Genomic DNA, 15,124 nt, shown 5'->3' with positions numbered 1-15,124 from the left:
TTAGCATGCGCCCGTTTGCAGAAACCTGTCCGAAGCACAAGGCACCACGATGACCATCAACGCACGAGAGGCCATTCTGCTTGCCGCGAGAAACATCGCTCAGTCTCAGGGTTATAACGGCCTGAACTTTCGCGATCTGGCGGCTCAGGTTGGAATCAAACCAGCCAGTATTTACTACCACTTTCCAAGCAAGGCTGACCTGGGTGTGGCGGTTGCCAGGCGCTACTGGCAGGACGGTGCTGCTGCTCTTGAGGCTATTTCTGAAGAAACTCCAGACCCTGTCGAAGCGCTGTACCGTTTCCCGGAAATTTTCCGCCGCTCGCTAGAGGCTGAAAACCGCCTTTGTCTGGGCAGTTTTATCGGCGCTGAAACCGATAAATTGCCGCCAGAGATGACTCAGGAAATTCAGCTTTTTGCCCAGGTCAATATTGCCTGGCTGAGCAAGCTTCTGGTGGCGGCGAATGTGTGTATGCCAGCGGCCAGCGAGGTGCGGGCGCAGGCGATTTTTTCGGCTGTGGCGGGCGCTCAACTCATTGCGAGAAGCCGGTCAGACATTGCCCTTTTTGATACGCTGATCGACACCTATCGTGCCTGCGGGCCGCTGCCTGCTTAAGTAGATGCTGATCAAGCGGGATAAGGATTGCCAGCCAGTTGACCTGTTGCTGACGCCGCTGAACCTGTAAGCGCGCAGACACTATGGAACGCCAGACCTCGAATCACCCGACGGCAAGGGGTGCACTAATGTTTCTAAGCCTTGAAGTTCGCAGCTACAAGACGCAAAGCCCTCAGCATTGCCACGACCATACTCAATTGGTACTGCCGATTCGTGGCCGAATGGAAATTGACGTGGACGGTCGCGGTGGCTTTATCGATCAGTCACTTGCCGCGCTGGTAAAGCCTGGTTCGCGGCACTCGCAGGACACTCACGTCGACAGCCGTTTTCTGGTGCTGGACTGCGCACCGACGACGCTGGAAACACTGCAGATGGGGCGTCTGGCCGAGAAAATATATGTGCCTGTTTCGCCCGCGACCCGTCGGCTTATCGAATTCGCCGAGCTGATCGGTAACCAGCAACTGGCCATTACTGCCTCACAGCTGGGACCTCTGCTTCTGTCGTCCCTTGGCTCGGACACCTGCCGTTTTTCGTCCCCGATAGAGCAGTTGATAGCCCGTCTGCGAGCAAATCCTGGCGCACACTGGAGCAACCAGGCCATGGCCCAAGTCGCAAACATGAGCATGAGCCAGCTGCACCAGCGATTCCGGCAATTATTCGCGATGAGTCCTCAAGCGTGGTTGACTGAACTACGCATACAGGAGGCCCAACGATGGTTGCGTGGCACCTCGCTGCCGATAGCCGAGATTGCCTTGCGTGCAGGTTTTTCCGATCAGGCATCGCTGACGCGCACTATGCAGCGTTTGAGCGCCACGACCCCGGCGGTTTATCGTAAAGCGCAAAAACAGTCCGGGTAAAAAAAACCGCAGTTACCGACAATATCCTCCAGGCCCGACGCTCCAGACTTCATGCTTTAGGCGTTGGAGCGCTGGTGAAATGTTTGCTGATCGATCATTGCTCAAGGGCATTATTTATGGCGTTTGCGCCGGCCTGTGCTGGGGCGTGATCTTCCTGGGCCCGCAGCTGACTCCGGGTTTGAGCGGTTTGCAGTTCGCGGTCATAAGATTTCTCTGTTACGGCGCCATTTCTGCGGCCCTGCTGATGCTGCGTTGGCGGCGTGTTTGCGCCAGTCTCACCATGGCCGACTGGAAGTCACTTTTCTGGCTTAGCCTGATCGGCAACCTCATCTACTACTCCCTGGTGGGCACAGGCGTGCAGTTGGTCGGTATCGCCACAACATCGTTGATTGTCGGACTTATTCCGGTGCTCGTAACCCTGGCGGGTCGTCATGACGCAAATGCCGTTTCTCTGCGCAAGCTCTTCCCTTCATTGTGCTGCGCGGTGGGGGGCGTTGTGCTTATCAGTTGGCACGCGCTGATCAATGATCAAAGGCCCGATACAGCGGCAGATATTGTCGGGATTTTATGCGCGACAGGTGCGTTGCTGACGTGGAGCTGGTTTGCGGTGAGCAATGCCCGCCGGCTGGTGCAGGTCGCCAACGTCTCCGCGCATGACTGGGCGATGCTTATGGGCGTCATGACAGGCGCTCAATCACTGCTTTTGGCAGCGCCCGTGCTGGGTTCTCAAGCGGGTATCTATGGTATTTCCGAATGGCTGCATTTTCTCGTGGTGGCCGGTGGCGTTGCCCTTTTGTCTTCGGTTGTCGGTGGTGCCTGCTGGAATCAGGCGAGCCGACTTCTACCCTTGGCACTCAGCGGGCAAGTGCTCGTGATTGAAACGCTGGCGGCGCTCGTTTTCGGTTTCTTATGGGAGCGCCGACTACCCGACGGCTACGAGCTGGCTGCCATTGCCTTGCTGGTCTGCGGTGTGGTCTGGTGTCTGAACTGTCATCGTGTGCCACTGCATTCCCCGACTATCCAGCCCAAGCACCGCCCCTGAAGTGACCGGCTCGCGTGCGTTTCAGGCCGGTAAACGAAGCTCCTTGCGCAGGCTCTTGTCAAACATCCCGGCAGGCGCAAAACGACGCAGCATGCTGATTTGTCGGGCTGTCTTGCCGGCAGTGTAGCGACGCTTGGGGTGGGCATCGCTCGCCGCTTTCAGCACTACAGCCGCCACCACTTCCGGCAAATCGGCTTTCGGCATTACATCGGCGAGCAATGCCTTGAATTCTGCGCGGGCCTGATCGTATTCCCTCAATAACCGTTCCGGCTCAATGCCGTTTTGATCGAAGACGGTTCGTACAAAGGCCGGCTCAATGACCGAGACGCGAATATTGAAGGCGCGCACTTCGTGATCCAGAGATTCCGAATAACCTTCCAGCGCATGTTTGACCGCCGAATAATGAGAAGAGTAGGGCGCGGGTATCAGGCCCAGAATCGATCCGATATTGATAATGCGCCCCTGGCCACTTTCGCGCATCGACGGCAATACCGCATTGGTCATGCGGATGACGCCGAACAGATTGACATCAAACAACGCCTGCACCTGGGGTATCGAGAATTCCTCGGAGCCGCCTATCAGGCCAATACCTGCATTGTTGACCAGCAGGTCGATCCGCCCGGTCTGCGCAAGTACGCTGGAAACGAGCGCGCTGACCGAGTCACCGTTAGTTACGTCGCAAGTACGCATGGACACCTGCGTTGCACTTTCGCCAATCTTGCGGCTCGTGCCAAACACGGTATAGCCCGAGCGCACCAGCGCCTCGGCCGTTGCGCGACCTATACCGGATGATGCACCGGTGACAATGGCAGTTTTTCCGGAAGAAGTGCTCATGTGATGCTCCAGTGTTCAAAAGGCTGGGGGCCGACAAGTTGCTTATGTGGGGAATTTAAAACGCGGGTCACCGACACTTACCTGATCTTCACCACTACTTTGCCTTTGGCACGCCCCCGGGCCAGGTACTCAAGTCCTTCTTTGGCCTGCTCCAGCGCAAAGACCCTGTCAATGACAGGTTTGATTTGCCCGCTTTCAAGTAACACGGCAATGTTCTCGAGTTGAGCCCCCTGCGGGCGTACGAACAGGAACGAGTAGGTCACGTGATGTTTTCTCGCACGGCGCCTGATCGAGTGGCTCATCAGCCCGAAGAGGAAAGTGAAGAAGACATTCATCCGGCGAGCCTTGGCGAACGCTTTATCCAGTGGCCCGACGAGGGAGATGATCAAACCTCCTGGCTTGAGGATGCCGACGGCTTTTTTAATCGTGTCTCCTCGCGTTGTACCCAGCACCAGGTCGTAGTCGCGCAATGCTTGCTCGAACGCCTGATTTTTATAGTCCACCACTTCATCTGCACCCAGGCTGCGCACCAGCTCTACATTGCCGGTACTGGTGGTCGTGGCGACGTTGGCCCCCAGGTGTTTTGCCAGTTGAATAGCGAAGGTGCCGATACCTCCAGCCCCGGCCGGTATGAATACCTTCTGGCCGGGTTGAAGATTGGCGTGTTCCTTCAAGGCTTGCCAGGATGTAAGCCCGACCATTGGAATAGAGGCCGCTTGTACGAAATCCAGATTCGTCGGTTTAAGTGCAGCAGCGCGCTCAGGAACGGCTGCAAATTCGGCGATGCTACCTTTGCCGAGGTCAAAGATACTGGCGAAAATGGCGTCACCCGCCTTGAAGCGGGTGACAGCTTTGCCTACTGCTATGACCACGCCGGAAAGATCACTGCCCATAATGGCGGGTAGTTCGTGTTTGAGGACGGCCTTGAACGTGCCTGTGGTAATCATGTTGTCGATCGGGTTCAACCCGGCCGCGTGAACTTCCACCAACAGTTCATCAGGCTTGATGGTTGGCAGAGGCACATGCGTTATCGCAATTTCAGGCGACTTGCCATAGTTTTCGAAGGTAAGTGCTTTCATGACGCTAGATTTCCAGGGTCGTCTGACAGTGATGGGTTGTTTTTAAAAAACGATGTGCAGTTGAAGTTCGAACGCTTTATGCAAGGAACTCCAGAGCCGTTGAGACGAAGTCGGCGTGGTACTGAAAGGCGCAACCGTGGCCTGCGTCTTGATAAACCACCAGTTGCGCCTGCGGGAGACGTTGGCTCATATCGCGACTCAACTCGCTTGCGACCATGACGTCGCTGTCCCCGACGACGATAATTACAGGCACCCGCAGGCGTGCAAGATCCTGCTCTTGCTGTTTTCCCCAGGCTTTGATTGCTTTGAGTTGGCGAAGCAGCAAGCGAGGCGTCGGCGGCTTGTCGCGGTCGACGGTGCGTTCCTTCACCCTGCTCAAATAGCCTCTGGCGGCGCGTCGGCCATTGAGTGTGGAGGTGAAAAACATATAGACCTTGGGGTCTCGCAGCGTCAGCAAGCCTTTGAGAATAAGCGGCCAGGCCAGCGCACCTATGCGCTCGATACCGTCTCCGCCTGCCGGCCCAGTGCCTGCCAGAATAACCTTGCGTACCAGATCGGGTGCCTTCAATGCCAGGTCCTGAGCCACGAAACCGCCCATTGAAAAGCCAATCAGATCCACTTGCCTGTGGCCCATTGCCCGCACCAGCTCGAGGGTGTCCCGAGCCATCTCGCCTATCGTCAGCGGCGCGGTGCCGGTGGATAAACCAGCCCCGCGATAGTCGATGGCGATAACGTGATGTCGGGTGGCAAGACCGTCAACAATGCGCGGGTCGAAATCGTCCAGTACCGCGCCCCAATAGTTGAGCAACAAGAGCGGCACGCCACCACGCAAACCTGACTCGCGATAGGCGAAGGCAATGCCTGCGACTGTTGCGATTTTATTGGGCGCCTGGACAAACGACTGCGTCGAATGAGTCTGCAGATTTGAGCTAGGCATGATGGATACCCTGGTTTCAGGCTTTGGTCAGATAGCGCTCTGCGGCGTTCGCTTGTCGAATGTCCGACAGCAGCCCTTGCCGCGCGCCATCAAGCGCGTCCCAACGACCCGCAATGTGCAGTGGCGGAATGGTCACCAGTTCGCGACGGTCGAAGCCCACCAGCGCTGCATCGACCAGTTCTTCGACGTCCATCACCTCGGGGAGGGTGTTGAGGTCGATACCGGCGCGCTCCCAGATTTCGGTGCGGGTAGCAGCAGGCAGGACCGCCTGGACGTACACACCCTTGGCTGCCAGTTCCAGGTTCAAGCCTTGAGACAGGAACAGCACATAGGCCTTGGTAGCACCGTAAACGGTCATGCCGAACTCTGGCGCCAAGCCCACCACCGACCCGAGGTTGACGATTGAACCGGTACCGGACTGTGCGAAGCGGGGGGCTACTGCGGCAGCGAGTCGTGTCAGTGCAACAATGTTCAGGGCGACGAGTTTTTCAATGGCCTCAGCGCTCTGCTCAATGAACCCGCCGGACTGAGCTATACCTGCGTTATTGATGAGGACGCCGATGCTGGCATCGTCGCGCAGGCGAGTTTCAAGCGCTGTGAGGTCGGCAGAGTTGGTCAGGTCGGCCTGAAGCACTTCGACAGCTACGTTGTTTTCTTCACCCAGCCTTGCTGCCAAAGCATCGAGGCGTGGCTTGTCACGTGCGACAAGCACCAGGTTGTGGCCGCGACGGGCAAATCGCTCGGCATAAATGGCACCGATACCGCTGGAAGCGCCAGTGATGAGAACAGTGGGGAGAGTAGTCATTGGTGATGTCCTGACAAGTAATGCAATGAGGGCAGCCAAGCGTTTGCGCCTGCGATTGTCGGTCACCCGGCAGGGCCTTCGACGCTGACGCTGAAGGGCCCTGCCAATTGATCCTTGGCGTTATGATTACGATCTAAATCTAAAATGTCAACGTATTGATGTTGATCGACATCAAAATGCGGCGAGGTCGTGCGCACCCTGTATTCAGAGGCGAGGAGGAAGGAGAATCGTGCGCGCGGTTGCTTTCGCCGTTCTGGAGATGCGGCGCAGAGGGCGTTTCAGAGGGCTAAGTGGACGTGGAGGCCCGGCCGCATTTGCGGAGCGCGGAGCGCTATGGTGTAAGCAAAAAAGACGCCATCGGTTTGAGTATCGATTCGGCCGAGACCACAGAGAGTTCATCCGGCTTTCTGTCGATCGCCAACGAGGCATACCCATGCGCAGTGCTCCAGGCGAGGAAGGTGCGTTGCTCAAGCACTGTCGGGTCTGGTTCGGCACCATTTTTTGCGACCCACGCCGTACGTATCGACTGACGAAGCAGTTGCAGCGTGGCTTCGCCCGAAGTGAGCAACCTGGGTAATGTGCGGTTGACCCCGCCCATTCCGAACATCAACCGGAAGTGCTGTGGGTAGTTCTTAGCGAAATTGACATAGCCTATCCCGCAGCCCAGTACACAGTCGTCAAGGTCACGCTGTGCGGCATGAATAGCGTCGACCATCCGTTCATAACCATCGGCCACCACCTCTGCCATCAGGTTTTCCAGAGAGCCGAAATGGTGCGCAGGTGCGGCGTGTGAAACGTTCGCCCGTCTTGCGCATTCACGCAGTGAGAGTCCTCGCATGCCTGCTTCCCCCACGATGTCCCATGCCGCCTGCCGCAAGACGGTCGGCAAGTTGCCATGGTGGTAAGTACGCGGGTTATCTGAGGTCGGCATACGAAGCTCCCTGTCATGAAATAAAAGTTATACATCCATCGTACAGCCTATCTTGTCACTGACAAGATAGGCTGCTCTAATTGCGCAAGGTCTTATGGTTGGCGCGGAGAATACCGATGAGCAAACTTACCAACAGGCTTCGATTATTGACGCTGCGTGGCACCTTCATGCTTGCCAGCCGTATTCTACCGGGCCCCACCGGAAGATACCTTGCCCGACGTTTCGTGACACCCCAGGCCGCCGGACGTGCCAAGGCTGCCGCTACGCTCAGCGCATCGGCGGATGTGCAAACGGGCACTCTGGAACTGAACGGGATCAAGATCTGCACCTACGTGTGGGGAGATCCTTCCAGTCAACCTTATGTGTTGTTCTCCCATGGATGGTCGAGCTACGCGATGCGTTTTGTCGGCTGGGTGCCATTGTTACGATCGATGGGCTATGCGGTGGTTGGTTTTGATCAGCCTGCCCATGGATTAAGCGCTGGCGATATCAGCCACATGACGCAGTTCGTGAAAGTGCTTCGGCACGTTGGCCGCCATTTTGGAAAACCAGCGGCCGTGATTGGCCATTCGATGGGGGCCTCGTCAACCGTATTTGCTCAGGATGAGCAATGGCGTCCCGAGCGCTTTGTGTTGATTGCACCGTATCTAGTGCCAGCCCAGAGCGTATTTCAACAGTTTGATAGCGTCGGTGTTGCACACAAGGTATTCGTTCCCTTTGAGGCAGACATACATGCTCTGACGGGCGAGCGTTTCGCGGACTACGATGCTTCTCTGCGACTACATCTGCTCGACCGCCCGGCGCTTATTGTTCACGACCGCCACGATCGTGAAGTCCCTTGGGAAAACGGTGCCCGGTTCGCAAAACTATGGCCCGGAGCGCGTCTCTTCACCACGGAAGGGCTGGGTCATAACCGACTGATTGATCATCCCTCCGTTACTGCTGAAGTGATGGAGTTTCTGAAGCCGGGTAGTCACTTGCCAACGCCGATTGAACCCTGACCTGGCTGGAGAGGCGGGCCATGGTTGCGCAAGCGGGAGGTCACTGTGAGTAATCATCATTTTTCCGATGAGTTGGCCGTGCTGGAAATCGTTAACAACGCCCATTTTTTCCGCCCTGGAAAGATGACGTCTGGTCAGCTTTACCTGAATTTGATTCGTCTCCAGCCAGCGGTTCCGGCAATAGGGGAGTTCATGGAGATGATTGATCATCTCGTGAAAGAAGGCCTTTTGATTTCAGGTGCCGTATTGCCCTGCGACGCTTCGTTTCCCTATGTGCAGCATATTATTTTCGGTCTTACCGACGTGGGCGAGGCTGCATTGCAAGCAACGAGGTTTCAGCTAGAAAGCGTCAACAGCTGAGCGCCTGCACTCAGCCCGAAGCCCCCCGCACACATGCTCCTGAAATCTGTAGTGCAAACGTTCCGTGCGCAATGCTTGCAGATTGTCGACCTTCAAAACTACATTAGCGGGGTTGAGGGCATTGCGACATCAGTCGATAAAAACAGGAAGCCCAGACTTCCGCGCCCTTGAGAGTGACAACTTCTTTCCCTCTGTTTTTGCACGACGATCGTGCGATGGCTGCCGCCTACGGTAACTCATTGAAGCAGAAAGAAAATGATCGAACCCGAACGAATTGTGACCCTGTCCCGTGAAGTGGAATCGCTGGCGACTCGTGGCGTCAGCGACATACAACTGATTACCCGCCAGACTCGATTGCTGGCAATAAACGCGCTGATCGAAGCGGCGCATGCAGGGAAAGCCGGTCGGGGTTTTGCAGTGGTGGCCGAGGAGGTGAAGAATATCTCCGAGCAGATATCAAAAATTGCCAGCGGTCTGACTCAAGACCTGCAAGCGTCGGTCAATGAACTGACCGAACTTGGTAAGGGCATGTGTTTTGATGTACGAGGTCAGCGGCTGGCAGACCTCGCGCTGAACCTGATCGAAATCATTGATCGCAATTTGTACGAGCGCACGTGCGATGTTCGCTGGTGGGCGACCGATGCATCGCTGGTTGATGTACTGATGACCCCAACTGCGCAGAATCGCGCTCACTCCAGTGAGCGCCTCGGCGTCATTCTGGACAGTTATACGGTGTACCTGGACATCTGGGTTGCCGATACAACAGGCTGCGTGATTGCGTCCGGTCGGCCCGATACCTTCGGCAAGGTTATCGGCGCGAATGTAAATGATGCGACCTGGTTCAAGCAGGCGGTGCGGCACTCATCGGGCGATCAATACTTTGCCGGTGAAGTCGCTGTAGAGCCCTTGCTCAACGGCTCACAAACCTGTGCGTTCAGCGCAGCCGTGCGCAGTAACGCTGGCAAACACTCGCCTGTGATCGGCGTCATCGGGATTTTCTTTGACTGGAAGAATCAGTCGGACTCGGTGATCAATGGCGTGCGTCTGAGTGATGAGGAGCGCACCCGTACCCGAGTGATGATGGTCGATGCCAGCCACAGGATAATTGCCAGTTCCGACCCCCAAAGCCCGTTGGGCCACAGTATCGATTTGCAGACCAGAGCGGGGCAGGCCACCGGCTACAGCACACTGCCCAACAACAGCATTCAAGGCTATTCAATGACCCCGGGCTTTGAGACTTATCCCGGCATGGGGTGGCTGGGGGTGATTGAACAGCAGCTGCCTTAAGGGCCAGCAGGTTAGTCTGTTGAGGTGCTGTTGCGCTTTGACAGACGGTTCAGGGCCGCGATAAGCGTGGGTTGCCCCAGGGCACTTAAATGACCAGACAACGGACTGTCCATGCGGTCACAGCTTGAGGGCTGCTGGGTCATTCAAATCGAGATACCACTGCGCATAGGGTGTGTTTTCCACCTTGCACCGATTGAAATCCCTGGCCCCGTCAGTCCACCAGACGTCGCCGCGCTCGCCAAGCGCAACCTTGGCCTGGTGAACCCCGGCCCGGGCGGCTTTCAGTGCATCTGTATCCGTGCACGACTTGGCTGCCTTGACCTTGCGCCGGGCAGCCATCAACTCATCCACGCGTCGCTGACGAACCTCTTCGCTCAGGGACGGATTGGAACATCGCCAGAGTTGTCCCTTGACCACAAAATACCGGCCATCGGGTGTCGTAGGGTGCACGCTATCAATAGCCGCGAGCGGCTGCATCCGCGCCAATCAGGCCCGTCACTCGCCCGGCGAGCGCATCCAGCCCGAACGGCTTGGTCAGCACTTGTGTGCATGGCCGCAGGTGGCAGTCGTCCAGCACTGAAGTCTTGGCGTAGCCGGTGATGAACAGTGTCGGCAGACCCGGCCGGCAGTCACCCGCAGCGTCGGCCATTTCCCGGCCATTCATGCCGCCCGGCAAACCGATGTCACTGATGAGCAGGTCGATGCGGGTATCTGACTGCAGGATCTGCAAGCCTGACTGGGCGTCGGCTGCTTCCAGGCAGTTGTAGCCCAGACCGGTGATCACTTCGGCGACAAGCATTCTGACCGAGGGCTCGTCATCAACGATCAGAACGGTCTCGCCGGTGTGGTGCGCTGGCTCTTCGGTTATTTCGGGCTCGGCAGCGCGTGGAGCGTTTTCAGCAATATGGCGTGGCAGGTGCATGACCACGCTGGTGCCCTGGCCCTCAACCGACTCGACCCGGATCTGACCGCCGGACTGGCGCACAAAACCGTAGACCATCGACAGGCCCAGGCCGGTCCCGGCGCCAATGGGTTTGGTGGTGAAGAACGGTTCAAACGCCTTGGCGACGGTGTCCGGGCTCATACCCATGCCAGTGTCTGTGACGCGGATGCTCAGGTGCTCGCCGGCAGGAATGCCATGGTCCGGGTCGGTGCATTCTTCAATGGACGCATTGGCTGTTTCGATGATGATGCGCCCGCCATTGGGCATTGCGTCACGGGCGTTCAGGCACAGGTTCAATAACGAACTTTCCAGCTGGGCATGATCGATCAGCGCAGGCCACAAGTCATCGTGGGCAACGACTTTTATATCTATTTCCGGGCCGACCGTGCGTGCAATAAGCTCTTCCATGTCCTGAATCAACACGTTGACGTTGGTGACTCTCGGGGACAGGTTCTGGCGTCGTGAAAACGCCAGCAGTCGGTGAGTCAGCGAAGCCGCACGCCGTACCGCGCCCTGAGCGACCGACACATACCGGTCTACATCGCCGACACGGCCTTGGGCCAGTCGTTTGGTGATCAGCTCGAGACTGCCGGAAATGCCAGCCAGCAGGTTGTTGAAGTCATGTGCGATGCCGCCTGTCAGTTGCCCGACGGCCTCCATCTTCTGTGAGTGGCGCAGGGCATCCTCAATCTGCTCACGTTCGAAAACGGCTTGTTCGATGCGTTGTTCCAGCGTCTGGTTGAGCTCCTTGACGGCTTCTTCGGCTGTTTTTCTTGCCGTTACATCAATGGAGGAGCCGATCAGGCCGATGACTTCGCCGCTGCCATTGAGCAGGGGGGCTTTAGTGGACAGCCATACCGCTGCTGAGCCATCAGCCAGATTGACCCGTTCTTCGATCTGTTCGGCGGCGTTGTTCTGCATGATCCGGCGGTCGGTTTCCATCAGGATCCGCGCCTGCTCCTTGTCATCCAGAAAATCCATGTCGGTCTTGCCGATGAAGAAGTCTGGCGGCTTGCCGATCAATTCAGCGGTGCCTCGGTTGGCAACCAGCATTCGGCCTTCCAGGTCCTTGGCGTAGACAACGCCTGGCACGGCTGCCGTGAATATCTTGAGCAACTCGTTCAGCCGGTCGCGCTCGGCTTCAGCGCCACGCCTGCTGTCGATATCAAGCACTACGCCTGGACTGCGAACAGGCTTGCCGTGACTGTCGCGTTCAATTTTTCCGCTGGCTTCAACCCAGCGATAAATGCCGTCCTGGTGTCGAACCCGGTATTCGCATCGGTAGGTATCGCCGCCGAGCAGTGCCTCTTCGATAGCCTTGTCGACCCTGAGCGAGTCGTCGGGGTGAATGGACGCGGTCACCAGCTCAAGCGGCAGCCCTTTGGCACACAGCTTGGGGCACAGGCCGAATGTCCTGGCAAACCGCTCATCGCCCGTCAGTCGATCAGCAACGACGTCCCACACCCAGGTGCCCACCACTGCGCCTGAATCCAGGGCGAGTTGCAGCCGCTCGGCGGCTTCCTGCGCCGATGGACGGAGTGGCTGGGGGGCGAATGGCATGCCGCCGGAAACATCATTGCTCATTACTATCGACCCACTTGAACGCCTGGTTCACAAAGACTCAGTCATAGGGCAGCGCAGCAGCCTGAAAGTTGTACAAATTTTATTCTATTTTGTGCCTCAGGCCTTACAGGCGATCAGTGACACCTGATCATTCTATGGTTTTGGTCTGGAAGTGATATTAAATTAATATCATTTGATAGGTGTACTGTTTTCTATGGGGCACGCGCGGGGCCGTGCTTTCAGCCCATGCCGGGCTTGCCGAGCCAGCTGAAAGCACTGATATCACGAGGGGAGGGGTCTTTGTGCAACGTGCAGGCGCTGGTCCCGGTCAGGTGCCCAGCGCCTCGGCAGTTCTCAGTTCTGGCCGACAGGCGCAGGCAGGTTGGCAGCCTGCGCCGGAGACCAGCGGGTCATCGCATAAAACAGTGCGCCACCCAGGATGCAACCGGTGAACCAGGCAAAGTTGGCAATGGGCTTGAACCACTCGATAAAGGTAAAGCACAGACCGACCAGCGCCGTCAGCACTAGCGCTTTGACCGCGATCCAGTTCACGCCATTGGTGTACCAGTAGCGACCGCTTGGCGTGTCATTGAACAGGGCGTCGACATCAATCTGCTGCTTCTTTATCAGGTAGTAATCCACCAGCAGGATGCCGAACAGTGGACCGATGCAGGCCGCAAGCACGTCCAGGGTGTAATGAATCACTTCAGGGTTGTTGAACAGGTTCCAGGGTGTGATGAAGATCGACGCCACGGCAGCAATCATGCCGCCTGCACGCCAGCTGATGCGGCTGGGGGCGACGTTGGCAAAGTCGAAGGCCGGGGAAACGAAGTTGGCGACGATGTTGATGCCGACAGTGGCGGTCACGAAAGTAAATGCGCCGAGCAGCACGGCGGTGGTGTTATCGATACGCGCTACGGTGGCAATAGGGTCGTGGATCATTTCACCGAAAATCGGCAGCGTGCCCGACACAATCACCACCGTCACCAGTGAGAACGCCAGAAAATTCACTGGCAAACCCCAGAAATTGCCGCGGCGCACGTCAGCCATGCTGCGGCAATAGCGGCTGAAATCACCGAAGTTCAGGGTCGGGCCGGAGAAGTATGAGACCACCAGCGCGATGGCCATGACCACTTGCCCGAACGCCGCCCAGCCGGATAACTCTTTTTCAGCCAGGGTGAAACTGATGTTATCCCAGCCGGCGCGCCAGACAATCCAGCCTGCCAGCGCGAACATCACCGCATAAACGGCAGGACCGGCCCAGTCGATGAAACGTCTGATCGACTCCATGCCGGTCCAGAACACAGCAGCCTGAACCACCCACAACGCCAGAAAGCCGAACCAGCCAAGCCACGACAGCCCGAGAAAGGTCACGTTCTGATACGCAGCCAGTTCCGGGAAGAAGCGCAGAACCACGATCACCAGTGCGCTGGACGCCAGATAGGTTTGAATGCCATACCACGCCACTGCAATCAGCCCGCGGATGATTGCAGGAATGTTGGCACCGAAAACGCCGAAGGCCAGGCGGCAGATGACCGGGTAGGGCACGGCGGCTTGCTGGCTGGGTTTGGCGACCAGATTGGCAATCACTTGAATGATGCATATCCCCACCAGCAGCGCGATCAGCACTTGCCAACTGGCCAGGCCCAGAGCGAACAGACTGGCCGCGAAAACGTAGCCGCCGACGCTGTGCACGTCGCTCATCCAGAACGCCAGAATGTTGTACCAGGTCCACTTCTGCGGCACCGGCCCCAGATCATGGTTGTGCAGGCGCGGGCTGTATCCGGCCGGGCGTTGGTCTGTCATAGCGTTACTCCCTCGATGGATCGTGGCGGGATCGGGGTACGATCGATGATATTTTTGTATACGATCGTGTACGCAAAAGATGTGCCATACGTTTTTTCATAGGCAAAAAGTCAATGCGCGCTATGCCAGCTGGCGTTCCAGCCCAGAAAAGTCAGCACAGTGGGCACGTCCGTCATAGCGTTTAAAGCGCACACTAACGGAGCGCAATGGCCCATTTTCGGTGCGATTTTGCAGGCTGCCCAGCCCATAGGCGTTGCTTGGCGGCTTAGATAGCGCTATTCATCAAGTGATACATCGGGCACTATTCCTGTATACGATCTGTACCAAAATAGTGATACGAAACCATGACCCGACCTGCCAGCGCTCCCTTGTTCCTGACGCCCGCTGCCGATGAAAAAGGCCGTGACGAGCAAATTTACCAGCACGTGCTGGAAGCAATTGTCGAGCATCGGCTTGCGCCAGGCACGCGTTTGCCCGAGGACGCATTGGCTGAAGTGTTCGAGATCAGCCGGACCGGCATTCGCAAGGTCTTGCAGCGTCTGGCCCTGGAACGGCTGGTGACCTTGCGTCCCAAGCGCGGCGCAGAGGTCGCGCAACCGTCGGCGCAGGAGGCGCAGGATGTACTGGGTGCCAGACAGTTGATCGAACCCGCGCTGATGGCCGATATCGCCGCACGGGTAGGCGGCCAGCGTCTGGAATCACTGCGTACGCTCTGTGACCAGGAACATGAGGCGCAACACGCCGGGCGTCACAGCGAAGCTATTCAGCTGTCGGCGCGCTTTCATGTGCAGTTGAGCGCGCTGGCGGGCAATCAGGTATTGACTGAGCAAGTCGCACAGCTCACTACGCGTTCATCGCTGATCGTGGCGGTGTACGGTTCGCGGCGCAGCGTTGGCTGTGATTGTGGTCAGCACGTTGACTTGCTGACCTTGCTCGAAGCCGGGCAGGGTGAGCAGGCCCGCGTGTGGATGGCTGAGCATCTGCGCCTTATCCGCGCCAGCCTGAAGGTAGATGCACCGGTGAGCGAGACAGTGGATTTTCATAGCATTTTCAAACGGCGCTGAAG

15 protein-coding genes are annotated in these 15,124 nt (G+C 57.4%); 7 read left to right on the top strand and 8 right to left on the bottom strand.

Annotated elements, in window-relative coordinates; translation table 11 throughout:
• The first annotated feature begins 49 nt into the window (after positions 1 to 49).
• The 3 genes from RYC17_RS15710 to RYC17_RS15700 all read left to right on the top strand — a co-directional run bounded on the left by RYC17_RS15710 (position 50) and on the right by RYC17_RS15700 (position 2,512).
• On the top strand, positions 50 to 613 hold the full coding sequence (locus RYC17_RS15710) for a TetR/AcrR family transcriptional regulator (protein WP_005754930.1): 564 nt from the start codon (positions 50 to 52) through the stop codon (positions 611 to 613).
• A gap of 128 nt (positions 614 to 741) precedes the next feature.
• On the top strand, positions 742 to 1,470 hold the full coding sequence (locus RYC17_RS15705; protein ID WP_316903700.1) for an AraC family transcriptional regulator: 729 nt from the start codon (positions 742 to 744) through the stop codon (positions 1,468 to 1,470).
• 79 nt (positions 1,471 to 1,549) lie between these two features.
• Entirely contained in the window at positions 1,550 to 2,512 is a 963-nt protein-coding gene (locus tag RYC17_RS15700) for a DMT family transporter (protein WP_316903698.1), read from the top strand.
• Between the two features lie 21 nt (positions 2,513 to 2,533).
• Here RYC17_RS15700 and RYC17_RS15695 read toward each other — a convergent pair whose 3' ends face one another.
• From RYC17_RS15695 to RYC17_RS15675, 5 genes are all read right to left on the bottom strand, one after another.
• A complete protein-coding gene (locus RYC17_RS15695; RefSeq protein WP_316903696.1) occupies positions 2,534 to 3,346 on the bottom strand; it encodes an oxidoreductase in 813 nt (270 codons plus the stop codon).
• A gap of 77 nt (positions 3,347 to 3,423) precedes the next feature.
• The gene (locus tag RYC17_RS15690; protein WP_316903694.1) at positions 3,424 to 4,425 is read right to left on the bottom strand and encodes an NADP-dependent oxidoreductase; all 1,002 of its coding nucleotides are present in this window, start codon (positions 4,423 to 4,425) and stop codon (positions 3,424 to 3,426) included.
• A 76-nt stretch (positions 4,426 to 4,501) separates the two neighbouring features.
• A complete protein-coding gene (locus RYC17_RS15685; protein WP_122258018.1) occupies positions 4,502 to 5,362 on the bottom strand; it encodes an alpha/beta fold hydrolase in 861 nt (286 codons plus the stop codon).
• A 16-nt stretch (positions 5,363 to 5,378) separates the two neighbouring features.
• On the bottom strand, positions 5,379 to 6,167 hold the full coding sequence (locus RYC17_RS15680) for an SDR family NAD(P)-dependent oxidoreductase (protein ID WP_122258019.1): 789 nt from the start codon (positions 6,165 to 6,167) through the stop codon (positions 5,379 to 5,381).
• A gap of 331 nt (positions 6,168 to 6,498) precedes the next feature.
• Positions 6,499 to 7,098, bottom strand: coding sequence for a TetR/AcrR family transcriptional regulator (locus tag RYC17_RS15675; RefSeq protein WP_058399970.1), 600 nt, complete (start codon positions 7,096 to 7,098; stop codon positions 6,499 to 6,501).
• 116 nt (positions 7,099 to 7,214) lie between these two features.
• Here RYC17_RS15675 and RYC17_RS15670 point away from each other — a divergent pair, with 116 nt between their 5' ends.
• The 3 genes from RYC17_RS15670 (at position 7,215) to RYC17_RS15660 (ending at position 9,746) form a co-directional block, all read left to right on the top strand.
• Positions 7,215 to 8,099, top strand: coding sequence for an alpha/beta hydrolase (locus RYC17_RS15670; protein ID WP_316903690.1), 885 nt, complete (start codon positions 7,215 to 7,217; stop codon positions 8,097 to 8,099).
• Positions 8,100 to 8,144: 45 nt separating this feature from the next.
• Positions 8,145 to 8,459, top strand: coding sequence for a hypothetical protein (locus RYC17_RS15665; protein WP_058399997.1), 315 nt, complete (start codon positions 8,145 to 8,147; stop codon positions 8,457 to 8,459).
• A gap of 255 nt (positions 8,460 to 8,714) precedes the next feature.
• Entirely contained in the window at positions 8,715 to 9,746 is a 1,032-nt protein-coding gene (locus RYC17_RS15660) for a methyl-accepting chemotaxis protein (protein WP_316903688.1), read from the top strand.
• Between the two features lie 117 nt (positions 9,747 to 9,863).
• Here the strand turns inward: RYC17_RS15660 and RYC17_RS15655 are convergent, their stop codons facing one another.
• From RYC17_RS15655 to RYC17_RS15645, 3 genes are all read right to left on the bottom strand, one after another.
• Complete coding sequence (locus RYC17_RS15655; RefSeq protein WP_316903751.1) at positions 9,864 to 10,196, bottom strand: hypothetical protein; 333 nt, start codon at positions 10,194 to 10,196, stop codon at positions 9,864 to 9,866.
• A gap of 4 nt (positions 10,197 to 10,200) precedes the next feature.
• Positions 10,201 to 12,273, bottom strand: coding sequence for a PAS domain-containing sensor histidine kinase (locus tag RYC17_RS15650; protein WP_058409611.1), 2,073 nt, complete (start codon positions 12,271 to 12,273; stop codon positions 10,201 to 10,203).
• Positions 12,274 to 12,606: 333 nt separating this feature from the next.
• A complete protein-coding gene (locus RYC17_RS15645) occupies positions 12,607 to 14,058 on the bottom strand; it encodes an NCS1 family nucleobase:cation symporter-1 (RefSeq protein ID WP_058399974.1) in 1,452 nt (483 codons plus the stop codon).
• Between the two features lie 344 nt (positions 14,059 to 14,402).
• On the opposite strand from RYC17_RS15645, the gene RYC17_RS15640 reads away from it, so the two are divergent.
• Complete coding sequence (locus RYC17_RS15640; protein WP_058399975.1) at positions 14,403 to 15,122, top strand: GntR family transcriptional regulator; 720 nt, start codon at positions 14,403 to 14,405, stop codon at positions 15,120 to 15,122.
• Positions 15,123 to 15,124: the final 2 nt, after the last annotated feature.

Source organism: Pseudomonas syringae group sp. J248-6 (assembly GCF_032586995.1).
GTDB classification, from domain to species: domain Bacteria; phylum Pseudomonadota; class Gammaproteobacteria; order Pseudomonadales; family Pseudomonadaceae; genus Aquipseudomonas; species Aquipseudomonas amygdali.
Note: the sequence above shows the minus strand (reverse complement) of the source record. Positions and strands in the feature narration are given on the sequence as shown.